We start from the raw sequence: 24124 nt of genomic DNA on the forward strand, positions 1-24124 counted from the left end.
ACTATCCGCGATAATGTCGACGGGTCATGAAGCAGAACTTCACAGTCCGGCATGGCGCGCTCGACGGCGTCGAGGCGTTCCTGAGCGTGGCCAGGCACCGCAACTTCCGTAAGGCGGCGGCGGAACTCGGCGTCACGCCGTCGGCGATCAGCCAGGCGGTGCGGACGCTCGAGGCGCGCATCGGCGCCGCGCTCTTCACACGCACGACACGCAGCGTCGGCCTGACCGAAGCCGGTGAGCGGTTTTTTTCGCGCGCACGGCCGGCTTTCGAGGAATTGATAGCCGCGAGCGAGGTCGCGCGCGGAATCGGCCAACGGCCGGCCGGGCTCTTGCGCCTGTCGGTGCCACCCGCGGTGGTGTCGACCCTGCTGGAGCCGATGATCGCGTCCTTCTGCCAGGCCTATCCCGAGATCGAGCTGGAGATCGTCGCAAGCGGCGAGCTGGCCGATCTCGCCGCCGAAGGATTCGATGCCGGCATCCGCATGGGCGACCTGATCGCGCCCGACATGGTCGCGGTGCGGCTGACGCCGTCCTTCCCGATGGTTGTCGTCGGCAGCCCCGACTATCTACGCCAACGAACAGCCCCGGAGCGCATCGAGGATCTGCGTCACCACGCCTGCCTTCGCCTGCGCCGATCGAATGGTTCGGTCGCGCCGTGGCGCTTCGCCAAGGGCAACAAGGCGATCGAGGCGATCGTCACCGGACCGCTCATTGCGCACGACTATCCTTCGCTGCTCGGCGCGGCGATCCAGGGCGTCGGGCTGGCGCAGGTGCCAGGCCCCATCGCCGACGCGCCGATCGCCGATGGACGTCTGCAGGCGCTGCTCGGCCGCTTCGCGGTGACCACGCCGGGCGTGTTCCTCTACTATCCGGAAAGGCACCAGGTGCTGCCTAAGCTGCGCGCCTTCATCGATCATATCCGCTCGCAAGGCGGCGCCGATGATTCCCGAAAACGATCTCGGGAACGGCAGGCTCGGGCCTGACGTATCACCGTCGGACCGACCGCGCGCGCCCTACTCCCTTGCGCGCCAGGCGAGGATCCTGTGGATCTCGTTCCGCTTGTCTTCCGCGAGACCCGAAAGCATCTCCTCGTCCAAATACCCTTCCTCGACGAGGGCGGCAAAGACGAAGATGAGCTGCGAGTAGCGATAGTCGAACATCTGCTCAAGGTTTCGCCGTTGCTGCCGCAGATAATCTTCGATCTCCCACATGTCGGAAAACGTCGCCGCCTCGCTGGCCTTCTTTTTGAATTCAGCCAGTGTCTTGCCGAGCGCCACCTCCAGCGCCTTATCGAAAGCGATACGGGCGACCTTCTTCTCGGATGCGGACCATTTTTGATCAAAGCTCATGCAATACCTCTGGTGGCCTCGCCTCAAATACTAAGCGGCGCTGCGAGACGAAACAATGCGCATGCCATCACCCGGAGCGAGATGCGATCAGCGATCGAATGCGCTCGGCGTCGGCGGGCGTCGCGGGATTGTAGACGATCATGCCGAGCTCGGGCCGGCCGTCGACGGCGAAGACCGAGAATTCCAGCTCGATCAGTCCGATCTCGGGATGCCGCAGGCGCTTCACGCCTTCGCCGTGCGCAGGCACGACGTCGTTGTCGCGCCAGAGCGCCGCGAATTCCGGACTGATCCGGCAAAGCTCCTCCACGAGCTGGGTGATTTCCGCGTCCGCGCCGGCCCTCGTGGCATCTGCCCTGAACGAGCCGACCACGAAACGCGCGACGCTCTGCCAATCGTCCTGCGCGTCGCGCACGCGCGGGTTGCCGAACATCAGACGCAGGATGTTGCGCTGCTCGCGCGGCAGCTTGGAATAGTCGGTCAGCATTGCCGCGGCGGCACGGTTCCAGGCCACCACATCCCATGTCGCGGTCTTTATGATTGCCGGGCTGGGGTCCAAGGCGTCGAGGACACGCTGCAGGCGCGGCGTCACACTGTCCACGCTTTTGTAGCGAACCTCCGGAGGCCGCCCGAGACCCAGCATGAACAGATGCTCGCGTTCGGGCTCGGTCAGCATCAACCCGGTCGCGATGCGGTTGAGCACGTCCGCGGACGGCGCGCCGCCCCGGCCCTGCTCCAGCCAGGTGTACCAGGTCGGGCTGATATTGGCGCGTTGCGCCACTTCCTCCCGGCGCAGCCCCTGTGTGCGCCGGCGTCCGGTGGCGAAGCCAAAGGCGACCGGGTCAAGGCGCATGCGGCGATCCCGCAAAAAGGTGCCCAGCTTGTTGGTCGTCTCTTTGTTGGCGGTCCCTTGGGGCATTGCCATCCTGTTGGCTATTATACCATGATAAAGTCACTACTTTAACAGAATGAGTTATAGCGCAAGAAGGGCCTTCGAACAACAAGCGGAGACCTATCATGCGTGTATTCCTTACCGGCGCGACCGGCTTCATCGGTTCCAGGATCGTGTCCGAACTTCTTGCCGCCGGCCATCAGGTGCTTGGCCTGACCCGTTCGGATGCCGGTGCGCGGTCGCTTCTCGCCGCCGGCGCCGAGCCGCATCGCGGCGACATCGAAGACCTCGACAGCCTGCGCGACGGCGCGGCGAAATCGGATGCGGTGATCCACACCGCCTTCGACCACAATTTCTCGAACTTCGTCGCGAACTGCGAGAAGGACAAGCGCGTCATCGAAGCGCTGGGCGGCGCGCTCGCCGGTTCGGACCGGCTGCTCATCATCACGTCGGGTGTCGGCATGGGCTCCGGCGAGCACGGACAGCCTGCGAGAGAAGACATCTTCAACACCGACCATCCCAATCCGCGCATCCTGTCCGAGCTCGCCGGCGCGGCTATGGCCGAGAAGGGCGTCAAGGTGTCGGTGGTGCGGCTGCCGCAGGTGCATGACACGGTGAAACAGGGCCTCATCACACCGCTGATCGCGCAGACGCGCGTCAAGGGCGTGTCGGCCTATCTTGGCGAAGGCCGCAACCGGTGGTCGGCGGCGCATGTGCTCGACGTCGCGAAGCTCTACCGCCTGGCGCTGGACAAGCAGGAAGCCGGCGTGCGCTACAACGCCGTCGCCGAGGAAGGCATTCCAGTCCGCGAGATCGCGGAGGTGATCGGCGCCGGCCTCAGAGTGCCGGTGGTCTCGCTGTCGCAGGAAGAAGCGGCCGACCATTTCGGGTGGCTTGCCATGTTCGCCGGCCTCGACATGCCTGCATCCAGCGAATGGACGCGTGCGCATCTCGGCTGGCAGCCGACCGGACCGGGCCTCATCGCCGACCTCGAGCGGATGGATTATTCGCAAGCCGCCGCAGCTTAGTCCCCGACGCTGGGATTTTGAAAGGTTGCGGTTCGTCTTCGTGCAAGGTTTTTCCGTTCATTTCGGTGGAATCCGCGCAGGCGCCGCAGATTTGGTTGAAGCCGCCCCAACCTCGTCATTCTATGGCGGAGCAAGGAGCGAAGCGACGCGGCGAAGACCATAGAATCCATTCCGTGACTTCGAAGCGCTGCCGCGGTGAAGAATTCTGCTCCGTTGCACGCCTTGGCGGAGGTAACGGCATGGATTCCAGGGTCTTCGCGACGGAGCTTCGCTCCTGCTTCGCCCTGGAATGACGATCGCGATGGGCGTTTCGGCCAATCTCCAGCGCATGCCATCTGCCAATGCAAACAGAGCCGACCGCTCAAAATTCCTCCGGCGGTTCAGCGGCCGGTTGGACCACCGCCTTTCCTAGGCGCGCAGCAGATCGGCCAGGCTGTCCGACTTCTCCACCTTGTCGGTGAGGTCGAGCCCGGACAGCAGATCGACCAGGTGGCTGTTCATCAGGGCCGCGGCGTCGGCGCTGTCGCCGGCCTCGATCGCATCGACCAGCGCATGATGGGCGTGCTTTTCGCAGGTCGCGTCGCGCCGCTTCCAATAGAGCGCGATGATCAGCGAGGAATGAGAGACGAGATCGCGCACGAAGTTGGTGAAGACGGAATGCGCGGCGATCTCGGCGATGCCGACATGGAAGCGCGCCGACAGCATGATGGCGTCGCTGTCGCGGCCGGCATGCAGCGCCTCGTGCTCCTTCTCCAGATGCGCCCGCAGTTGCGCGATGTCGGACGGCACAGCCGCCTTGGCGGCAAGTGCCGCCACCTTGGGCTCGATCAGGGCGCGGGCCTCGAAAACTTCGCGCGCCTCGATCTTCGACGGCTGCGCGACGAAGGCGCCGCGATTGGGCTCCAGCCGCGCCAGCCGGTCATGCGCGAGGGCCTGCAGGGCGGCACGGACGACGGTGCGGCTCACCGAATAGATCGAGGCCAGCTCGTCTTCCGGCAGCTTGGTGCCCGGCGCGAGGCGATGGCCGACGATGGCGTCCCTCAGCCCATAGTAGATCGGCGACCAGCGCGCTGCCGGCTTGTCGTCGCGATCGTCTTCCCTGAGTACCGTCAACATGCTTTCAATGCGCAGGCCCGATCCGGCCCGATCTGCCCCCAAATCGCCAGCAGCCAATCCAATCTAATGTCGCCCGCGCCCCGGTCAATCCCGCTGGGATCCGACGCCCTAGCCCGGCGAACCGGCTTCCATCGGCGAGGCCGAGGCAAATATGCCGGCGAAACGCTTGCCGCGCGGTGTCGCATAGCCGCCGACTTTCGATGTCTTCAAGCCCACCTTGAACAGGCTCTCGGCCAGCGTCACCGCGCAGACGACGCCGTCGAGCACCGGAACGCCGTGCTCTTCCGACAGGCTGTGCGCGAGGTCCGCCATGCCGGCGCAGCCAAGCACGATCGCCTCGGCGCGATCCTCGTTTATGGCGCGCGCGATCTCGTCCGAGATCTTGTGCCTCGCGTTCGAGCCGGGCCGTTCGAGGTCGAGCACGGCGACTTCGGACGAGCGCACCTTGGCACAGCGCGAGGCAAGACCGTATTTTGCCAGATTGTGCTCGATGGCGGGAACCGAGCGGGCAAGCGTGGTGACGACGCTGAACTTGCCGGCGACAAGGCTGGCGAGGTGGAAGGCCGCCTCGCCGATGCCGATGACCGGAGCCTCGGTAGCGCAACGCGCGGCATCCAATCCAGTATCGTCGAAGCAGGCGATCACATAGGCGTCCGCCGCCGGCGCCTTGCCCATCTCGGCGATGATGCCCGGAATGGCAAAAACCTCGTCGAAATAGCCCTCGATGCTCGGCGGACCGTCGGCCGGATTGACGGCGATGATTTCGGTGCTCGCCGCCGCGACGCTAGCCGCGGCCTGACCGATCTTGGCGGTCATCGATGCCGTCGTGTTGGGGTTGATGACGAGTATGCGCATTAAAATCAGCCTCAGATCTCGCCGCCGAGATAAAGACGCTTGACCCTGTCGTCGGTCAGCAATTCGGTGGAGTTGCCGCTCAGCGCGACGCTGCCGGTGGTCAGCGCATAGGCGCGCTGCGAGATGCGGAGCGCCATGCGGGAATTCTGCTCGACAAGAAGAACGCTGACCTTTTCGTCGCGGTTGATGGCGACGATCGAGTGGGCGATGTCCTGGACGAGCTTTGGCGCGACGCCGAGCGACGGCTCGTCGAGCAGCAGAAGCTTCGGCTTCGCCATCAGCGCGCGGCCGATGACCAGCATCTGCTGCTCGCCGCCGCTCATCGTGCCGGCGGCCTGCGAGAAGCGCTCCTTCAGCCGGGGAAAACGCCCCAGCACCATCTCCATCGTCGCGGCGATCTCGGATTTGCTTGAGCGGGTGAAGGCGCCCATCAGGAGGTTGTCCCTCACCGTCATGTAGGGGAAGACGCGCCGCCCTTCCGGCACCATGGCGATGCCCATCTTGACGATCTCGTCCGGCGCGGCGCCGTCGATGCGCTTGCCGTTGTAATGGATTTCGCCGGACCTGATCCTGTTCAGACCGGTGATGGCGCGAAGGATCGACGACTTGCCGGCGCCGTTGGCGCCGATCAGCGCGACGGTCTCGCCCTCGTTGACCTCGAGCGAGACGCCTTTCAGCGCATAGACGTGATCGTAATAAAGCTCGACACCGGCGAAATTCAGGATCTGGTTCATAGGCCGATCGCCTCGTCTTCGCTGCCGAGATAGGCTTCGATGACCTTCTCGTTGGCCTGGATCTCCGATGGCGTTCCCTCGGCGATCTTCTGCCCGAAATTGAGGACCACGATGCGGTCCGAGATCTTCATCACCGCCGGCATGTCGTGCTCGACGAGCAGGATGGTGAGGCCGAGATCGCGCAGGCGCCGCACCATCGCCACCATGCGCATGGTCTCCTCATGGTTCATGCCGGCGAAGGGCTCGTCGATCAGCAGGATGGAAGGGTTGGTCGCGAGGCCGATGGCGATGCCCAGCGCCCGCAAATGGCCGTGCGGCAGGTTGCGGGCGATCTCGTTGGCAAGCGGGGCCAGGCCGAGCAGCGTCAGGATCTCGTCGGCGGACTGACCGAAGGCCGCTTCGTCGGCCTTGGCCGTGCCGGTGCCGAAGAAGAAGCCGACGAGGCTCGCCTTCGAGCGCAGGTGGTGCGCGATGACGACGTTGTCGCGCACGCTCATGTTCTTGAAGATCGTCGTTTCCTGGAAGGTGCGCACGACGCCCTTGCGGGCGGCGATATGCGGCGCCATGCCGGAGATACGCTCGCCCTTCAGACGCACCTCACCTGCGGTCGGCCTGAGGAACGACGAGATCAGCTTGAACAGCGTCGACTTACCGGCGCCGTTCGGACCGATCACCGACAGGATCTCCTTTTCGCGCACCGAGAAGGAGACGTTATTGACCGCGACGAGACCGCCGAAGCGCTTGGTGATGCTGGAGACTTCGAGCATTTCTGCCATGGCTCAAGCCTTCTTCCGGGTCGAAGCCGTGAGGCTGAGCAGGCCGTTTGGCAGCACCAGCATCAGGACGATCATCAGGCCGGAATAGATGAGCAGTTGGAACTGGCCGGTCTGGAAGAGCAGGTCCCATCCGAAATAGAGCACCAGCGTGCCGAGCATCGGCCCGAACACATAACCGAGGCCGCCGAGGAAGCAGTTCAGCATGAAGTTGACGGAGTCTGTGACCGTGAAGCTCGACGGATAGATCGATTGCGAGATGGCGGCGAAGATCGCGCCGGCGACACCGCCGAAGAAAGACGACACCGCATAGGCGATGACGCGCAGATAGGCGATGTTGACGCCGATCGAGGAGGCAAGCTCTTCATTTTGCTGCAGCGACTGGCAGAGCTTGCCGATGCGCGAATGGACCAGCCGGTACATGATGCCGAAGCAGACCACCATCAGCGTGACCGCCAGCAGATAGAAGGCGAGCCGCGAGTTCTGCAGCGTGGCGAAATCCGGAATGATGGTCAGGCCGAAGACCGACAGCGCGCCTGGCAACGGGATGCTGACGATGCCCTTGGCGCCGTTGGTGACCGGCAGCGCCAGAGCCAACAGCCGCGCCACTTCGGTCAGCGTCAGCGTCACCATGGCGAAATAGACGCCCCGCAGCCGCAGGATCGGCAGGCCGATCAGCACGCTTGCCGCGGCGCAGAAGAGACCGGCCACGGGCAACGTCAACCAGAAGGACCAGCCATGGTTCATCACCAGTATGGCCGAGACGTAGCCGCCCATAAGCGCGTAGGCGCCCTGGCCGATATTGATGCGGCCGATGTAGAAGGTGAGCCACACGCCGGCGCTGGCGATGCTGAGCAGTGCCACCGAGGTCAGCGTGTAGTAGAGGTCGATGCGGCCGCTTGCCGAGATCGCGGCCGGCACGGCGACGAAGACGATCGCCAAAAAAGCCACGACCGAAGCGATTTTCATGTTGCGATTGCGGGTCATGGCGCTCTCAACCCCACGGCTTGCCCATCAGCCCGTTGGGGCGGATCGACAGGAACACCATCAGGGCGGCGAAGATGACGAGATAGGTGACGTCGCCATATTCACGCAGCACGGTCAGGCCGACCGACTCCATCATGCCGAGGATGAAGCCGCCGGCGATCGCGCCGCCAACCACGCCGGCGCCGCCGATCATCACCATCAGGAAAGCCTTGATCGAGATCGGGCCGCCGATGCCGGAATTGACGCCGGTGATCGTGACCAGCAGACCGCCGACGATACCCGCCAGCATGGCGCCCATGGCAAAGCCGATCATCGAATAGCGGTCGACCCGCACACCCATCAGCTGGGCCGCGACACGGTCCTGGGCGAGCGCCCGCATGGCGCGGCCGACCCGGCTGTATTGCATATAGAGGACGAAAGCGGCGATGAAGACGATGGCCAGGGCACCGACGGCCAGTCGGTCGTAGGGCATGATGATGCCGGCCTGGTTGAAGACGCCCTTGACGATCTTGGGCACGCCGCGCTGCTTCTCGCCGAACATGAGCAGGATGACGGCGTCGAAGAAGAAGGCCGTCGCGGCGGCGAGCAGCATGGTGCTCTCCTCGCGATGACTGCGCCTGATGACGGTGCGAAAGAGGAATTTCTCCATCAGCGCGCCGATCACCGCGAGCGTCACGCCGGAGGCCAAGAGCGCCACCACGAAAGGCAGGCCGAGCTGGCCGTAGACTGTGTAGGTGATGAACCCGCCCAGCACGTACATCTGCCCGTGGGCGAAGTTGAGCACGTTCATCAGTGCGAAGATCAGGGTGAGGCCCAGCGCGATCAGCGCATATTGGGCACCGAGATACAATCCGTTGGCGATGACCTGTTCCATGGAGACCTTCGATCTTCCGCGGGTCCGGACCATAGCCCGGACCCCGGCATGCGGGAGGAAGTAACCTTAGGAACCTGACGCTAAAGCTTGTGGCTTAGGTTTTTGATTTTACGCATGTCTTGGTCCCGAAAACCGGTTCCCACTTTCGGGAGACATGCGTTAGTCGACGGAGCCGACGAACAGGGTCTGGAAAGCGCCATCCTTATACTCGTTGACCACCATCGGCACGGAGAGCTGACGCTTCTGGCCGAAGGAGGTCGAGCCGACATAGCTCAGCTTGGCGTCGCCCTTCAGGAAGGGGTTGGGCGCCGAGAACGTGTCCATCGTCTTCTTGAATTCCGCGACGTCGTTGATGGCGGCGGGATTGGCCTTCAGCGTATCGAGAATGTATTCCAGCGCGTAGACCTTGGTGTTGGACTCGTCGTTGTACTCGCCGAACATCTTGGTGTAGCGGGTGACGAACTCCTTCATCTCGTCGGAGGCGATCTCCGGCGTGGAGGCGCCGCCGACGGAGATGAAACCGTTGGCATATTCGCCGGCCCCCTCCTCCAGCACCTTGGCGTCCTGCGCGGTCTCGGTCGAGATCAGGCCCTCATAGCCGAGCTCGCGGGCGGCGCGAATGAGCAGCGGCGCGTTGGCCGGCGCCACGCCGGACAGCACCAGCAGGTCGGGCTTCAGCGCGACGATCGGCGTCAACACCGGCGTGAAATCGCGGGTGTCGTTCTGGTAGGTGTCGTTCTGGGCGACGATATCGAGGCCGAGCGCCTTGGCCGCCTCGACGCCGCTGTCACGCTGGCTGAGCGGGTCGGATTCGTTCGCCGCAACGAAGGCGATCGTCTTCACGCCCTTGTTTTCCTTGAGATATTTGTAGATCGCCGGGCCTGACTGATAGTTGGCGATCATGCCCAGCACGGCATTCGAGGCCGGCTTTTGGTAGAGGGCTTTCGGGAAAGCGTAGGGGAAATAGATGATGCCGTTGGACTCTGCGACAGGGCGCACCGCGGCGGCACCGTCATCGACATTCGGCCCGACGACATAATGGATGCCTTCCTGCGCCATCTTCTCCATGCCGGCGATGGCGCGCTTGGGATCCTTCTGGTCGTCGAAGGTGACGATGTTGATGTTGTAGGTGTCGTCGCCGATCTTGACGCCGCCTTTTTCGTTGAGCCAGGCGGCGCGCGTCTGCATCGAGCGCACATTGGACGTGCCCCAGGCAGCGGCGGGGCCGCTGGTGACGCCAACGAAGCCTATCTTCAGCTCCTTGTTTCCAGCCTGCGCGGACGGGATGGCAAAAGCGGCAATGGCCAGGGTCGAGACGGCGCCAAGCACCATCGATTTCAGAGTCGAGCGTCGATTGATCATTTGCAGGTTCCCTTCTGGTTATCGCGCCTTGTGTTTTTCGTTGGATGGCGCGGATAGCCTAAGGGAAACCGGCCGCGATGGATTGTCAACATCTTTCTTAATTATTGTATACAATATTTGGAGCAGATGTGTGCGATGGTTCGAGCCACGCGCTGCGCAACCGCCGAAAACAGGCGGGCACGCCTCGGCCCACCCGATCAGCAGTTGATGGAGAGGGCAAAAGTGGGCGCGGCTCATCGAGGCCAAGCCGCGCGAGGAACAACCGCGAGAGCGGCTATTTTCCGCAATGATGGTCGTTGATCTTGTTCAGCGCGTTCGCGTCCGGTCCGGTCCGGTGATAGGAGCAGGCGCCCGCCGCCGAGGTGACCAGCATGGCGTCATAGTAGCGCGGACCACCGAACAGGATGTCGATGAGGTCGCCTTCGGCCGGAACGTAGCGTTCCTGCTCGACCAGCCGATGATGATGCCGGTCGCCGGCCAACGCCTGACCGGACACGCCAATTGCCGCGGCCAGAACGGCAGCGGAGATCGCACGGTTTTTCGTCGTCATCGTCAGCAACCCTTCTGGCATCCGGTGCCCAAATATATAGCCAAAATCGCCAGCCGAACAAAGGTTCCGTCGGCAGCTTGCAGAGTCTCTCGGCCAGTTGCGACTGCTAATGCAGATGCTTCAGCTTGTCGGGATTGCGCATCACATAGATCGCGGTGATCTTGCCGTCCTCGATGTCGAGCGCGGTGGTCTGCAACTCGCCGTCGGCTTCCAGCGTGATGAAACCCGGCAACCCGTTGATGAAGCCAAAACGGACGAGCTGCGAGCGATTGTCCCTAAGCCAGGCGACGACGGTCTCATATTGCTTGATGACCGCGTCGTAGCCGAAGACCGGCGCGATCGCCGCCGGGCGCTTGCCGCCACCGTCCGCATGAGCGCTGACATCGGCGCTGAGCATGGCGCCGAGCGCCTTCATGTCGCCGCTGCGCGAGGCATTGAAGAAGGCCTCGGCAAGCTCGAGGCCACGCTCTTTCTCGACCTTGAAACGCGGCCGCGCCTCGCGGACATGGCTGCGCGCGCGGGCGGCGAGCTGGCGACAGGCCGCCGGATCGCGGTCGATCTCGGTTGCCACTTCCTCGAATTGCAGCCCGAACACGTCGTGCAGCAGGAAGGCCGCCCGATCGAGCGGCGACAGGCGCTCCAGTGCCAGCATAAGCGGCAAGGTGACGTCGTCCGCCTCGTCGTCTTCGACGACGGGATCGGGAAGCCAGGAGCCGACATAGGTCTCGCGCTGATGGCGCGCGGACTTGAGCTGGTCGAGGCAGAGGCGCGTGACCGTGCGGCGCAGGAACGCCTCGGGCTCGCGCACCTCGGCACGGTCGGCCCTCATCCAGCGGATGAAGGCCTCCTGCACCATATCCTCGGCATCGGCTACCGAGCCCAGCATGCGGTAGGCGACCCGCATGAGCTTCGGGCGCAGCGGCTCGAATGCCGCCGCCGCACCCTCGGATGCCGGCTTCGCCATCAAGCAGCGGCCGCCTTGTTGGAAGCCTTGGCATTGGCCGCCTTCACCGCAGCCGGATCGACAAAGCCGCCGAAGCCGACCGCGATGCGGTTCCAGCCGTTGATGATGTTGATCATCAGGGTGAGCTTCACCCGTTCCTCCTCGGTGAAATGGTCCTTCAGCGCCTCATAGGCGGCCTCATGCGTATGGCCTTCTCTGATCCGCGTCAGCGCCTCGGTCCAGCCAAGCGCGGCGCGCTCGCGGTCGGTATAGCACGGCGCCTCACGCCAGGCCGCCAGCAGATAGACACGCTGTTCAGTCTCTCCGCGCTCGCGGGCATAGGTGGTATGCATGTTGATGCAGTTGGCGCAGCCGTTGATCTGGGAAGAGCGGATCTCGATGAGCTCGGCGAGAGCCGGATCGAGGCTGGCAGAAATCGCGAGCGAGGCGCGGTGCCACTCCTTCATCAGCGACGGGGCGGCGGCAAGGGGGTCAAGTCTGGCAGTCATGGTCGGTTCCTTTCGTTGGTTCCGACCTCAAGACGAGTGAGAACCCGCCCAACGTGACATGGCGCCGAATCTTTTGCGTCCCAAACCCCCTACTCGAACGAATACGTAAACCCTTCCGCCGAGGCCCCGACGGTGACCTTCGTTATCTTGGCGCCCTCGAGCGATCGGTTGAGCACGCCGCGGCTCAGCTCCGGCAGCAGCGTGTTGGTGAGGATCGCGTCGATCATGCGCCCGCCGGATTCGATCTCGGTGCAGCGCGCCTTGACCAGGTCCATGACACCGTCGCCGATGACCAGTTCGGCATCGTTGGTTGCCTTCAGCCGCCGCGCGATCTTGCCGAATTGATGGCGGGTGATCGCCTCGATCATCGCATCCGAGAGCGGATAGTAAGGTATGGTGACGACGCGGCCGAGGAAGGCGGCCGGGAACACCTTCAGCAGCGGCGCGCGCAAGGCAGTATCGAGGTCGTCGATCCCGGTCCGCACGGTGCCGTTCCTCGTGCGGTCCATGATGACGTCCGAGCCGACATTCGAAGTGAGCAGGATCAGCGTGTTCTTGAAATCGATGCGCCGGCCCTCGCTGTCGTCCATCATGCCCTTGTCGAAGACCTGGAAGAATATCTCGTGCACGTCCGGGTGCGCCTTCTCGACCTCGTCGAGCAGGATCACCGAATAGGGTTTGCGGCGCACCGCTTCGGTCAGGATGCCGCCTTTGCCGTAGCCGACATAGCCGGGCGGCGCGCCCTTCAGCGTCGAGACGGTATGCGCTTCCTGGAACTCGGACATGTTGATCGAGATCAGGTTCTGCTCGCCACCATAGAGCGTCTCGGCGAGCGCCAGCGCGGTCTCGGTCTTGCCGACGCCGGACGGACCGCAGAGCAGGAACACGCCGACCGGCTTTTCCGGGGCGCCGAGGCCGGCGCGGCTGGTCTGCACGCGCTTCGCGATCATTTCCATCGCATGGTCCTGGCCGACCACCCGCTCGGACAGGGTGGCGGCGAGCCTGAGCGCCTTTTCGGTCTGGCTGGACAGCATGCGTCCGGTCGGGATGCCGGTCCAGTCCTGCACCACGGCGGCAACCGCGTTGCGATCGACCGAGGGCAGGATGAGCGGTGTCTCGCCCTGCGCCGCGGCGAGTTCCGCCATCAATTCGCGCAGCCGCGCAAGGTCGGCGGTTGAACCCGCCGATCCCTCGGCGATCGTCTCCGCAGCGGCCGCCTCGGCTTTGGCCGCCTCGCCCTTGGTCGGCTTGGCTTTCGAACCCTTGGATTTCGCTGGCTTTGTTTCAGCCGCCTTGTTCTCAGGCGCCTTCGCCTTGGAAGCTCCGGATGCAGGCGGCTCAGCCCCTGCGGTTTCCTCGGCGCCCTCCTCGGCCGCAGCCGCATCGAGCGGCACGCCTTCGCCGCGCAATTTGGCGCGCAGGTCGAGAATCTCGGCCACCAGCGCCTTTTCCCGATCCCAGCGCGCCTGGGCGGCGGCCAAGGTCGTCTCGGTTTCCGCCAATCCGGCGTCGACGCGAGCCTGCCGGTCGGCAACGTCGATGCCGATCGCCGCTTCGCGGCCGATGATGCCGCTTTCGACCTCCAGCGCCTGGCGGCGGCGCAGAATGTCCTCGACCTCGGCGGGCGTGGCATGCTGCGAGACGGCGACGCGGGCGCAAGCGGTGTCGAGAAGGCTGACCGCCTTGTCCGGCAATTGCCGTGCCGGGATGTAGCGGTGCGAGAGAGAAACGGCCGCCTCGATTGCCTCATCCAGGATCTGCACCTTATGGTGCTGCTCCAGAACGCCGGCGACGCCGCGCAGCATCAGCACGGCCACGGCTTCCGACGGCTCGTCGATCTTGACCACCTGGAAGCGGCGAGTCAGCGCCGGGTCCTTCTCGATATGCTGCTTGTATTCGGCCCAGGTCGTGGCCGCGATCGTGCGCAGCTCGCCGCGCGCCAGCGCCGGCTTCAGAAGATTGGCCGCATCGCCGGTGCCCGCGGCACCGCCGGCGCCGATCAGGGTGTGCGCCTCGTCGATGAACAGGATGATCGGCGTCTCGGAGGCCTGCACCTCGTCGATCACCGCCTTCAGCCGCTTCTCGAACTCGCCCTTGACGCTGGCGCCCGCCTGCATCAGCCCGACATCGAGCATGCGCACGCTGACGTTCTGCAGCGTCGGCGGCACGTCGCCCTGGGCGATGCGGAGCGCGAAACCCTCGACCACCGCCGTCTTGCCGACGCCGGCCTCGCCGGTCAGGATCGGGTTGTTTTGCCGGCGTCGCATCAGGATGTCGACGATCTGCCGAATTTCCGGATCGCGGCCGACGACCGGATCGATCTTGCCGTCGCGGGCGCGCTGGGTGAGGTCGGTGGCGTATTTCGCCAGCGCCGAATCCCCGCCCGGGCCGCGCTTCACCGGTGTCTCGATGGCGGCTGCGGCGGAAGCTGAGCCGGCTTCGAGCGAGCCTTCGGTGACATCGGCGAAGCGGGAAACGACGCCGTCCGCATCGATCTTGTCGAACTCGGCGCTGATCTTGGAAACCAGGCCTTCCAGAACGGGCGTCCTCAGGCAGGCAAGCAGGATGTGGGCGCTGCGCACCTCTTCGACGCCGAACTCCAGCGTCGCCAGGTTCCAGCCTTCCTGGATGGCGTGGAAGATATGGTCGGAGAATTCCTCCACCGAGGTCGCGCCATAGGGCAGCTTGTCGATGGCGCGCGTCATATCCGCCGAAAGCCGGCTTGCGTCCACTCCGGCGTCGGCAAGGATCATCTGCACGTCCGAGCGCTCGGACAGCACCAGTTGCTGGATGAAATGGACGAGCTCGACATAGGGATTGCCGCGCAGCTTGGCCGTGTCGGCCGCGGCCTTGAAGGCACGCACCCCCGTGGCGTTGAGCTTTGCGACCAGTTCCTTACGCTTGAAGCTCTGCGATGACCGGCGCTGTTCCATCGAACCTGCTCCCGCAACCTGCCGACCGTACCCTGCCATATAAGCGGCGGCTTGACAAAGCCGTGTGACGGATAAGGCGTTTGGATTCATCCAGGCGGCACCGCCCGGTTACACAAGCCTTGCAAACTCACCCAACAAACACCGGATTACTGTCCGGGCTATGCGAGCCATTTCACATACCCGGTCCGACAATCGCGCAATGGGTTTCGCCGAAGAAAACGGTCGCGTTTAGCTTCCGTTAGTTTTTGAGCGAGTGCTCAATTGTGATAAAGTGAGGCCGTGTGATAACGTTGCGTCACATAGGGGTCTCAGGGCCGCTGGCTGGGGGTTAGTGTGATTGATCTCGCACTCTGGCTGAATCCTCTGAACGGTGAGAATCCGTCGGGAGAGGACTTGCGCAACGACCCGGCCTTTCATGAGCTGGAGCGTCTGACCGAACCGCAAGTCAAGGTTGTCCACGACGGCAACAGCAAGCCTGTCTCGCAATCCAGCCCGGTCGACTGGGCGGCCGTCCTCGAAAAGGCCGAAGAGCTTCGCCCCCGCGGCCGGGATCTGCGCCTGCTGGTCATCGTGGCGCGCGCTTTAGCCAACGAGGAAAGGCTGGCAGGCCTCGCGCAGGGCCTGACGCTGATCGCCAGGACCTTCGACCAGTACTGGGACACGATGCATCCGGCAATGCGGGCCAACGCGCCGCCGCGCGACGCCGCCTTGCGCCGCATCAATGCCCTGCTCGACCTCCAGAATGCCCAGGAAGGCCTGTTGGCGAACCTGCGCGAGATGATCTTCTTCTCGCCGCGCCAGGTCGGACCGATCAGCGGACGCGACCTGGAAAAGGGCGCGCTCGACGAGCGCGTCATGCTGCAGGAAGCGGCTTCCGGACTGGGCGCCTCCGAAAAAGCGGCGCTGGCGACCGCTCACAGCCAGCTCTTGAACCGGGTGCGCAGCGGCTGCGTGGCACACATCGACCAGGCCGGCGACGCGATGGCCGCGCTGCTCGCCGACGCCCGCGCGGCGATCGCCGCCCTCGACGAGGTCGACGCCGCTCTCAACAAGCGTATCGAAGGCAATGGCCCGACCGTCCCGGAATTGAAACGGTTCCTGCAGCGTTTGCTGACGACGCTGGAGCGGAATTCGTCCGCCGGCACTGCTGGAAACGGAGCCGCAAAGCCGGTCCCGCAGGAACCGGCAGCGCCTACCCGAAACGGTCATCGAGCGGAAGGGGCCGAAGCGATGGGGGCCGAAACGATGGCAAGTGTCGCAAGCCGTGCGGAACCAGGCGTCGGGCTGCCTGACCGGATCACCTCGCGCGACGACGTCGTCAAATGCCTCGATCTCGTCGTCGCTTTCTATGATCGCACCGAGCCTTCGAGCCCGATACCGCATCTCGCCCGCCGCGTGCGGCGCATGGTGCACATGGATTTCGTGGAACTGATGGAAGATCTCGCCCCGTCGGGGCTGAAGGAGTTCCGGCTGCTTGCCGGTGTCCCCGATCCCAAGAAGCCGGCCCAGAAGGATGAAAGGTAACAAGCATGCCAGCAGAGAGCAAAGCGAAGGTCATCGAAAGAAACCGCGCGCCGCGCGTGCAGATCGCCTACGACGTCGAGACCTACGGCAGCCCGACGACGATCGAACTGCCGTTCGTCATGGCCGTGATGGCCGATCTATCCGGCGCTTCACAGACCAAGGAAGCGGTGAAGTCGGTGCTCGACCGCAACTTCGTCGAAACCGACGCCAACCGCTTCCCGAAATTCATGGAGGCCATGGGGCCAAGGGTTAAGGCGCGGGTCAAGAACACGCTGCCGCAAGCCGAGGGCGCCGAGCGCGACGAGGAGCTCGCGGTCGATCTCACCTTCTCCAAGATGGGCGATTTCGCCCCGGACAAGATCGCCGAGCAGGTCCCGCAACTGGCGGAAATCCTGAAGATGCGCCGTCAGCTCGAGGAGCTGTTGGGCTTCATGGACGGCCGCGTCGACGCCGAAAAGCGCATCGCGCAGCTTCTCAACAACGAACCGCTGCTGAGCAAGATCGCCAGCCAGGCGATGGCTGACGGCAAGGGCGAGGAGTAAGTCATGGCTGAACAGCAAAAGACCGCAGCCGCCACCGCCGAGGCGGAAGCAATCGATCTCGGCGAATTCAGCGGACTCCTGGAGAAGGATTTCAAGGTCAAGAAGGACGACAGCGAGAAGCTGCAGCAGTTGGTGCGCAACCTGGCGCTGGCGGCGCAGTCGCGCTCCGAGACCACGACCATCTCGTCCAATGCGATCAAGTCGATCAAGTCGCTGATCGCCGGGATCGACAAGTTGCTGACGACGCAGGTCAACGAGATCCTGCACGCGCCAGAAGTGCGGGAGATGGAAGGCACCTGGCGCGGCCTCTGGTACCTCGTCAACAACACCGAGACGGATACCAAGCTCAAGATCCGGGTGATGAACATCTCCAAGGAGCAGCTGGCCGACACGCTCGAAGACTATGAAGGCCAGATGTGGGATCAGAGCCCGATCTTCAAGAAGGTCTACACGGACGAGTATTCGATGCTGGGCGGCGAGCCGATCGGCTGCATCATCGGCGCCTACGAATTCTCGAACCATCCGCGCGACGTCGGCCTGCTGCGCAACATATCCGGCGTCTGCGCCTCGGCGCATACGCCCTTCATCGCCGCCGCCTCGCCGCGCCTGTTCCGCATGGACAGCTGGCAGGAACTGCCCAATCCGCAGGACCTGGCGATGATCGTGAACAACCCGGCCTATGCCTCGTGGCAGTCGCTGCGCGAGAGCGAGGACGCCCGCTATATCGGCCTCACCATGCCGCGTGTGCTGGCGCGCCTGCCTTACGGCACTGAAACCGTTCCGGTGAAGGGATTCACCTTCGAGGAAGAGGTGGGGGGCGATCATAACAAATATGTCTGGATGAACGCCGCCTTCCCGATGGGGGTCAACATCAACCGCAGCCACAAGCTCTATGGCTGGGGCACGCAGATCCGCGGCGTCGAGAATGGCGGCACGGTGCTCAACCTGCCGGTGCACGCCTTCCCGACCGATGACGGGTCGATCGCGATGAAGTGCCCGACCGAGGTCGCCATCGACGACCGGCGCGAGGCGGAATTGGCCAAGCTCGGCCTGATGCCGATCCTGCACCGGAAGAACACCGACCTTGCGGCCTTCATCGGCGCGCATTCGCTGCAGGACGACGAGACCCGCGCCGGCCGTCTGGTCGATCCCGACGCGCAGTCGAACGAGCGGCTCAGCGCCAACCTGCCCTACCTTTTCCCCGTCTCGCGCTTCGCGCACTACCTGAAGGCGATTGCGCGCGACAAGATCGGCTCGTTCAAGGAACGCACCGACATGCAGATCTGGTTGACCGAATGGATCAACCGGTACGTGCTGGCCAACCCTGCCTTTGCCGACGACAAGGCGCGCGCCAAGCGCCCGCTCGCCGCGGCCGAAGTTCAGGTCGACAGCGTCGAAGGCCGGCCCGGTTACTACAATGCCCGTTTCTATCTGCGTCCGCACTACCAGCTGGAAGGCATCAATGCCTCGCTCCGGCTGGTGTCCGAACTGCCGTCAGTGAAGGGCTGAAATAGCAAGCATAATGATCTGTTTCGTTTGAAAGCGGTGGAGAAAGACAATGCCGACAACAGTGAGAACGGATGGGCCTACAATGAAGATCGATGGTTTTTTGAAAGTCCCGGACATCAAGGGCCCGAGCAAGCGCGACGGCCATGAAGACGAGATCGAGATCCATGGCGTCGACTACAAGATGATCGCGCCCTACGACCCCAACTCGCTGTCGCGGCGCGGTCGCGTGTCGATGGGGATGATCAAATTCACCAAGCACTACGACAAGTCGTCTCCCTACCTGAAGAAGGCGCTGTTCGAAAACAAGGCGCTCGACGAGGTGGTGTTTTCGGCGCGCCGCACCATCGACGGCGAGACCAGCGACTACCTGGTGGTGACGCTCACCGACGCCTCGATCATGGAATACGACATGCGGCAGGCCAACGACGAGGCCGACCTGATCGAGGAAGAAGTCAGCTTCGCCTACAAGAAGATCAAGTTCGTCTATGACAAGGACGACGAGATCGAAATGGATGTCTATGTCGGCAAGTGAGGCCAAACGGCCTGGTGCGAAAGCGCAGCTTGCCGGCAGTTCCCGGGCAAAGCGCGAGGCGGTCCAGCCCTCCCTCTGGGACCGCCTCATCAACGACTTGCCCGGGCTGACCTCGGAGATCGACGGGCTGCGCCGGCTGCTGGAAGAAGAACTCGGCGCCGAGCGCGTCGAGGCTCTTCTCGCCGGCAGCGCGCGCGCCATCGATGCCGATGCGGAATTGACGGCCGACCAGAAGCGGCGCCTGCACCGGCTTGTCTTCCAGACCGAGCATCGCGCCGAGATCGAAAGCCGCGGCGTGGTGGTGTCGGCGCGGGTGCTCAGGGAAGCCGTCCGGCGCGACATCGAAGCCCTGTTCAACACCGAGCGTTTTGAATCCGTTCCGATGCTCTCCGACGCCGAGCACGAGCAGCCACTGGACGAATTGCCGTCGCTCGCCGATTTCCCGGAAGTGCGGCGCAGCGTCGTCAATTATGGCGTGCCGTCCTTCTCCGGCCGCTCGTCGCGGGATTTCGACCGCGATACCTTGGCGCGCGAGATCCGCGCGGTGCTCGCAACTTTCGAGCCGCGTCTGAAGGAAAGCGCCACGACGGTCAATGTGACCCTCGGCGACAAGAGCGTCGGTCTGAAGATCGAGATCGATGCCGTGCTGATCATGACGCCGACGCCCGAACGCATGCGGCTGCGCACCACGATCAATCTCGACAACGGCCTGGCGCGAACCGAATTCCGGGAGACCTGAGATGGATCGGGTCTTCGTCGAATATTACGAAGAAGAACTGACCCATATCCGGGCGCTGGCCGCGGAATTCGCCGACATGCATCCGGCGGTCGCCCGCAATCTTTCCCTCGACACCGTCCCCTGCCCCGACCCCTATGTCGAACGGCTGCTCGACGGCGTGGCCTTCCTCGCCGCGCGCACGCGGCTGAAGGTGGACGCCGAGCGCTCGCGCTTCTCGCGCGCCGTGCTCGACGTGCTTTATCCGGACCTGGTGACGCCGGCGCCGGCAACAGCGATGGCCGTGCTGAAACCCGGCCAGCAGGTGCAGTCGATGATTGCCGGCCACGCCGTCGCGCGCGGCACGCGACTGGTTTCCGGGCTGCATCCGGGGCTTTCGACACGCTGCACCTTCACCACCGCGCAAGAGGTCACGCTGTGGCCGATCTCGATCACCTCTGTCAGCTATTTCCAGGACCGCAGCGCGTTGGCTGCCGCCGGCATCGCGCCGATCGGCGGCGTGCGCGGCGAAGCGGCGTTTCGCATCGCGCTCGCCCGAACCGGAAAGGGCAAGCTCAGCGAACTGTCGCTCGACCGTCTCGACCTCTATTTCGCCGGGCGCGCCAAGGCGCCGCTTCTGTTCGACGCGATCTTCGGCGCCTGCTCGGCAGTCGGCGCCCGAGCGGAGGGAAAGACCAACCCGCTCTCGGCCTTGCCGGAGCCCGAAATGGTCGGCATCCGCGACGATGAAGCCTTGATGCCGCGTACCCGTCCGACCTTCGAAGGCTACCGGCTGCTGCGCGAATATTTCATGATCCCGGAGCGCTTCCACTATGTGCGGGTCGCCGGACTGCAGCCGGTGGTGCGCAAATGCGAGGCGGGGATCGAGATCATCTTCCTGTTCCGCCGCCCGGTGCCCGAGCTCGCAGATGTGACGCCGGCCGATCTCGAGCTGTTCGCGACGCCGCTCATCAATCTCTTCGAGCGGGAATGCAACGTCATCGAGATCGATCCGCGCAGGACGCGGCAGGTGGTGCACGCCGACCGCACCCGGGCGCGGGATTTCGAGGTCTTTCGGATCACCCGGGTCGAGGACGCCGACGCGGAAGGCGGCGAGGCGCAAATTCCCGAGCTTTTCAGCCTGGGGCAGAATCGCGGCAGCGGCTGGGTCTATTCGACAGAGCGGCGCCCGCGCCGGGCGACGGAAGACGAGCGGCGCGAGGGCCTGACCCGCACGTCCTACACCGGCGACGACGTTTTCCTGGCGGTCTCGCGCCCGGCCGGCAGCCCGGCGAACCGGCCGCTCAAGCGCCTCGACGTGATGGCGCTCTGCACCAATCGCGACCTGCCGATCCTGGACGACACACCGACGCTGACGCTGGAGACGGCCGATCCGGTCGAGACGGTCAGGCTGCTCGGCGCACTGCGGCCGCCGCAGCCGGCGATCCCGGCCTCGCTGCCGGCGGGCGCCGAGGGCGAATCCCGCGCCGACAATCTCGCCTGGCGGCTGGTGGCGCAGCTCTCGCTTAATTTCCTGAGCCTCGCCAAGGAGGGGCGCGGTGTCGATCCGCTGCATGCGCTGCTCGATCTCTATGCCGATCGCGGCGATCCAAGCCTTGCCCGCAACGTGCATTCGATCACGCGCATCGACTCGCGCCCGGTCATCGAGCGGCTCAAGATCGACGGGCCGATGTGCTTCGGGCGGGGCACGGAAGTGACGCTGCATGTCGACCAGTCGGTGCTGGCGGGGCAAAGCACGCTGCTGCTTTCGGCCCTGCTTGCGCGGCTGTTTGCCCGCCATGCCGGAATAAACGGTTTCGTGCGGACGCGCACGCGGCTGCTGCAGAAGCAGGAGGATGTGCCATGGCCGATGACGCCCGGCAATCGCTACCTGATCTAGCGCGGCCCGCCCCGAGCGGGGCCGCGCCTGAGGGACTCGGCGCGCTGTCGGAAGGCTTCGACTTCTTCGAGCTGCTGCGCCGGCTGGAGCAGAGGGGCGGACTGTTCGGCTATTCCGGCCAGGCCAGTCGCGAGCCGGCACGGCTCGGCCAGCATGTGCGCTTGAGCTTTTCGGCCAGGGACGTGGTCAAATTCCAGGAGGCGGGCGAAAAGGCCCCGGCGCGGATAACCGTCGCCAATCTGGGACTCCTCGGACCTGAAGGACCGATGCCGCTCCATCTGACGCGCTGGGTGCTCGACCGGCTGTCGCAGCGCTGGTTCACCGGCGCCGACGCGGAGCAGACCAGCGACACGACCTTCGTCGACTTCGTCAACATCCTGCAGCATCGCATGATCGCGCTTTACTACCGGGCCTGGGCGGACGCGCATCCGGCGGTGCAGGTCGAGCGCTCGGTCGGCGGACGCATCCGCGCCATGCTGGAAGCGATGGCGGGGATCGGCCTTCCCGGCACCCAGGATCCCGAACTCGACACGGTGCGGCTGCGCCAGGCCGGGTCGCTCGCCAACCAGGTCGACGGCGCGGAGCGGCTGACGCTGTTTCTCGCTACGGCCTTCAAGGTGCCGGTTGAGATCAAGGAATTCGTCGCCGCCTGGATCACCATACCGGCGGCGCTGCAGAGCCGCGTCGGCAAGGCCTATGCGGCGCTCGGGCGTGGGGCGACGATCGGCCCGCGCGTCTTCAGCCGTCAGAGCCGGATCGAATTGCGCATAGGTCCGCTCAGCCTCGACGACTTCAAGTCCTTCCTGCCCGGCGAGCGGCGCCTCGCCATCTTCAAGAAAGCAGTTCGCGACATGATCGGCGAGGCGCTCGATGTCGATTTGCGCATCGTGCTTGCGCGCGACGCCGTGCCGCCGCCAAGGATCGGAACCGTCCGGCTTGGCCGGACCTCCTGGCTCGCGCGCCCCGCCGAAAAGGGAGACGCCGACGATCTCAGGCTGCGCACGATCGTCGGCTGGCGGCCGGAAATGGCGGAGGCGGCCGCATGAGCCTGCTGCTGACCCTGGAACAAGGCCCGCGCTCGCAAGTGGTCAGGCAGACCCGGCTGGACGAGGGCGAATTGGTGATCGGCCGCAGCGCCGACGCCGGCTGGCAGATCGACGATCCGGACATGTTCGTCTCGCGCGCGCATTGCAAGATCAGCGGCGGCCGCGACGGCTACTTCGTCACCGACACCTCGAGCAGCGGGCTTTTCATCGACGATTCGGACAGCCCCCTCGGCGCCGGCAGGTCGACGCGGCTGCAGAGCGGCATGCGATTGCGGTTGGGCGACTACGTGCTCTATGTCGAGGTCCAGCCGAACGCGAGCCAGACGTCGGTCGGCCAGGCCGCCAACCATTCGGCCCCCGCATGGTCGCCGCCGCCGCAGCCGCGATCTTCGCCCAGCATCGGCGGCGACGACTTCTTTTCGGCCAAGGTCGAGGAAGAACCGCGGCGGCCGCGTCCGGCCAATCTGCCGGACCCGTTCGAGCAGCCCGTGCCCGGCGCCTATGACCGCGCCTCGAGTCAGCGCAGCTCGCCCGCCTTCGACGATCCGTTCAGCCTCGACCCGGTGGCGACACCGGCCTCGACCGACGACGCGGCGGCGAGCCGGTCGGACCCGTTCGGCTTCGGCGACATGCCGCCGCCCAGCGATCCAGCGGAGCCCACACCGAAGGCGTCCAGCTTCGATGACGATTTCAGCTTCGGGCCGGCCGCGACGCCTGCTTCCACCAACGGCGCCGATCCGGCTAGCCGTGGCGAGCAGTTGGCCGACAAATCGCAGGCCGCCCATCCCTGGGATATGCCGGTGCGTGCTGCGGAGCCCGCTCCTCCGCCGCGCTCCGCTCCCGCGCCCAAGCCGTCCCGCCCGGAACACGCGGCCCCTGCCTCGGAGATGGCGCTTCGCGCCGCGTTCCTGCGCGGCATGGGTGTCGAGGAAGCCGATTTTCCCGGCCGCGATGCGGTCGCCGAAATGGAGAAGTTCGGGCGCGAATACCGGCTGATGCTGGATGGCTTGATGCAGCTTCTGCGCAAGCGCGCCGAGGAAAAGGGAAGCGCCCGCGTCGCCCAGACGATGGTCGGGGCCTCGGAAGTCAATCCGCTCAAGTTCCTGCCGACGGTCGAGGACGTCATCGTCACCATCATCTCGGAGCGCAGCCCCGGCTTCCTCTCCGGCGAAGCGGCGATCGCCGATGCGGTGCGCGACCTCGCGCAGCACCATGTGCGCGCCTGGCGCGGCGTGCAGGCAGCGCTTCGGCGCATGATCGACCGGTTCGATCCGGCCGCGATCGAGGAAGAGCTGAAATCCAATTCCGCGATCGGCAACCTGCTTTCGGGCGGGCGCAGCGCCAAACTGTGGGAGCTTTACCAGAAACGCCATCGCGACATCGCCCAAAGCGCGGAATCGAGCTTCCTGGGCGAGATCGGCGCGGACTTCAGGGATGCTTACGAAGAGGAGTAG

At 64.8% G+C, this 24124-nt stretch carries 23 protein-coding genes; 10 read left to right on the top strand and 13 right to left on the bottom strand.

The window, feature by feature from the left end; all coding sequences use genetic code 11:
- Positions 1-26: 26 nt before the first annotated feature.
- Complete coding sequence (locus QAZ22_RS29690; RefSeq protein ID WP_278204467.1) at positions 27-983, top strand: LysR family transcriptional regulator; 957 nt, start codon at positions 27-29, stop codon at positions 981-983.
- A 30-nt stretch (positions 984-1013) separates the two neighbouring features.
- On the opposite strand, the gene QAZ22_RS29695 is transcribed toward QAZ22_RS29690, so the two are convergent.
- Both QAZ22_RS29695 and QAZ22_RS29700 read right to left on the bottom strand, forming a co-directional pair.
- Complete coding sequence (locus QAZ22_RS29695; protein ID WP_278204468.1) at positions 1014-1349, bottom strand: hypothetical protein; 336 nt, start codon at positions 1347-1349, stop codon at positions 1014-1016.
- Between the two features lie 67 nt (positions 1350-1416).
- Complete coding sequence (locus QAZ22_RS29700) at positions 1417-2265, bottom strand: helix-turn-helix transcriptional regulator (protein WP_278204469.1); 849 nt, start codon at positions 2263-2265, stop codon at positions 1417-1419.
- 98 nt (positions 2266-2363) lie between these two features.
- Between QAZ22_RS29700 and QAZ22_RS29705 the strand changes: the two genes are divergently transcribed.
- Positions 2364-3266 carry an SDR family oxidoreductase gene (locus QAZ22_RS29705; RefSeq protein ID WP_278204470.1) on the top strand — a complete coding sequence of 301 codons (903 nt, stop codon included), beginning with the start codon at positions 2364-2366 and terminating at the stop codon, positions 3264-3266.
- Between the two features lie 408 nt (positions 3267-3674).
- On the opposite strand, the gene QAZ22_RS29710 is transcribed toward QAZ22_RS29705, so the two are convergent.
- From QAZ22_RS29710 to tssH, 11 genes are all read right to left on the bottom strand, one after another.
- Positions 3675-4382, bottom strand: a complete 708-nt coding sequence (locus QAZ22_RS29710; protein ID WP_278204471.1) for a GntR family transcriptional regulator — start codon at positions 4380-4382, stop codon at positions 3675-3677.
- A 108-nt stretch (positions 4383-4490) separates the two neighbouring features.
- Positions 4491-5237 carry an aspartate/glutamate racemase family protein gene (locus QAZ22_RS29715; protein WP_278204472.1) on the bottom strand — a complete coding sequence of 249 codons (747 nt, stop codon included), beginning with the start codon at positions 5235-5237 and terminating at the stop codon, positions 4491-4493.
- 11 nt (positions 5238-5248) lie between these two features.
- On the bottom strand, positions 5249-5971 hold the full coding sequence (locus QAZ22_RS29720) for an ABC transporter ATP-binding protein (protein ID WP_278204473.1): 723 nt from the start codon (positions 5969-5971) through the stop codon (positions 5249-5251).
- Complete coding sequence (locus QAZ22_RS29725; protein WP_278204474.1) at positions 5968-6747, bottom strand: ABC transporter ATP-binding protein; 780 nt, start codon at positions 6745-6747, stop codon at positions 5968-5970. The genes QAZ22_RS29720 and QAZ22_RS29725 overlap by 4 nt, the downstream gene beginning before the upstream one ends.
- A 3-nt stretch (positions 6748-6750) precedes the next feature.
- The gene (locus QAZ22_RS29730) at positions 6751-7731 is read right to left on the bottom strand and encodes a branched-chain amino acid ABC transporter permease (protein ID WP_278204475.1); all 981 of its coding nucleotides are present in this window, start codon (positions 7729-7731) and stop codon (positions 6751-6753) included.
- A 7-nt stretch (positions 7732-7738) separates the two neighbouring features.
- Positions 7739-8605: a branched-chain amino acid ABC transporter permease gene (locus QAZ22_RS29735; protein WP_278204476.1), complete on the bottom strand. Its 867-nt coding sequence runs from the start codon at positions 8603-8605 to the stop codon at positions 7739-7741.
- Positions 8606-8764: 159 nt separating this feature from the next.
- On the bottom strand, positions 8765-9967 hold the full coding sequence (locus tag QAZ22_RS29740) for an ABC transporter substrate-binding protein (RefSeq protein WP_278204477.1): 1203 nt from the start codon (positions 9965-9967) through the stop codon (positions 8765-8767).
- 274 nt (positions 9968-10241) lie between these two features.
- A complete protein-coding gene (locus tag QAZ22_RS29745; protein WP_278204478.1) occupies positions 10242-10517 on the bottom strand; it encodes a hypothetical protein in 276 nt (91 codons plus the stop codon).
- Between the two features lie 106 nt (positions 10518-10623).
- Positions 10624-11481, bottom strand: coding sequence for a sigma-70 family RNA polymerase sigma factor (locus tag QAZ22_RS29750; protein ID WP_278204479.1), 858 nt, complete (start codon positions 11479-11481; stop codon positions 10624-10626).
- The gene (locus tag QAZ22_RS29755; protein ID WP_278204480.1) at positions 11481-11969 is read right to left on the bottom strand and encodes a carboxymuconolactone decarboxylase family protein; all 489 of its coding nucleotides are present in this window, start codon (positions 11967-11969) and stop codon (positions 11481-11483) included. Before QAZ22_RS29755 ends, QAZ22_RS29750 begins: the two co-directional genes overlap by 1 nt.
- 89 nt (positions 11970-12058) lie before the next feature.
- Positions 12059-14902: a type VI secretion system ATPase TssH gene (tssH, locus tag QAZ22_RS29760; RefSeq protein ID WP_278204481.1), complete on the bottom strand. Its 2844-nt coding sequence runs from the start codon at positions 14900-14902 to the stop codon at positions 12059-12061.
- Positions 14903-15235: 333 nt separating this feature from the next.
- Between tssH and tssA the strand changes: the two genes are divergently transcribed.
- The 8 genes from tssA to tagH all read left to right on the top strand — a co-directional run bounded on the left by tssA (position 15236) and on the right by tagH (position 24124).
- Positions 15236-16426: a type VI secretion system protein TssA gene (gene tssA / locus QAZ22_RS29765; protein WP_278204482.1), complete on the top strand. Its 1191-nt coding sequence runs from the start codon at positions 15236-15238 to the stop codon at positions 16424-16426.
- 5 nt (positions 16427-16431) lie between these two features.
- Positions 16432-16968 (top strand): type VI secretion system contractile sheath small subunit, encoded by a 537-nt coding sequence (gene tssB / locus QAZ22_RS29770; RefSeq protein ID WP_278073505.1) that lies wholly within the window; start codon positions 16432-16434, stop codon positions 16966-16968.
- Between the two features lie 3 nt (positions 16969-16971).
- Entirely contained in the window at positions 16972-18477 is a 1506-nt protein-coding gene (gene tssC / locus QAZ22_RS29775; protein ID WP_278073506.1) for a type VI secretion system contractile sheath large subunit, read from the top strand.
- Between the two features lie 82 nt (positions 18478-18559).
- The gene (locus tag QAZ22_RS29780) at positions 18560-19009 is read left to right on the top strand and encodes an Hcp family type VI secretion system effector (protein WP_188131293.1); all 450 of its coding nucleotides are present in this window, start codon (positions 18560-18562) and stop codon (positions 19007-19009) included.
- The gene (gene tssE, locus QAZ22_RS29785; RefSeq protein ID WP_278073550.1) at positions 18996-19748 is read left to right on the top strand and encodes a type VI secretion system baseplate subunit TssE; all 753 of its coding nucleotides are present in this window, start codon (positions 18996-18998) and stop codon (positions 19746-19748) included. The genes QAZ22_RS29780 and tssE overlap by 14 nt, the downstream gene beginning before the upstream one ends.
- Position 19749: 1 nt before the next feature.
- Entirely contained in the window at positions 19750-21624 is a 1875-nt protein-coding gene (gene tssF, locus QAZ22_RS29790; RefSeq protein ID WP_278204484.1) for a type VI secretion system baseplate subunit TssF, read from the top strand.
- Positions 21588-22670 carry a type VI secretion system baseplate subunit TssG gene (tssG, locus tag QAZ22_RS29795; RefSeq protein ID WP_278204485.1) on the top strand — a complete coding sequence of 361 codons (1083 nt, stop codon included), beginning with the start codon at positions 21588-21590 and terminating at the stop codon, positions 22668-22670. Before tssF ends, tssG begins: the two co-directional genes overlap by 37 nt.
- On the top strand, positions 22667-24124 hold the full coding sequence (gene tagH / locus QAZ22_RS29800) for a type VI secretion system-associated FHA domain protein TagH (protein WP_278204486.1): 1458 nt from the start codon (positions 22667-22669) through the stop codon (positions 24122-24124). The genes tssG and tagH overlap by 4 nt, the downstream gene beginning before the upstream one ends.

The organism is Mesorhizobium sp. WSM4906, assembly GCF_029674625.1.
Classification (GTDB): Bacteria; Pseudomonadota; Alphaproteobacteria; order Rhizobiales; family Rhizobiaceae; genus Mesorhizobium.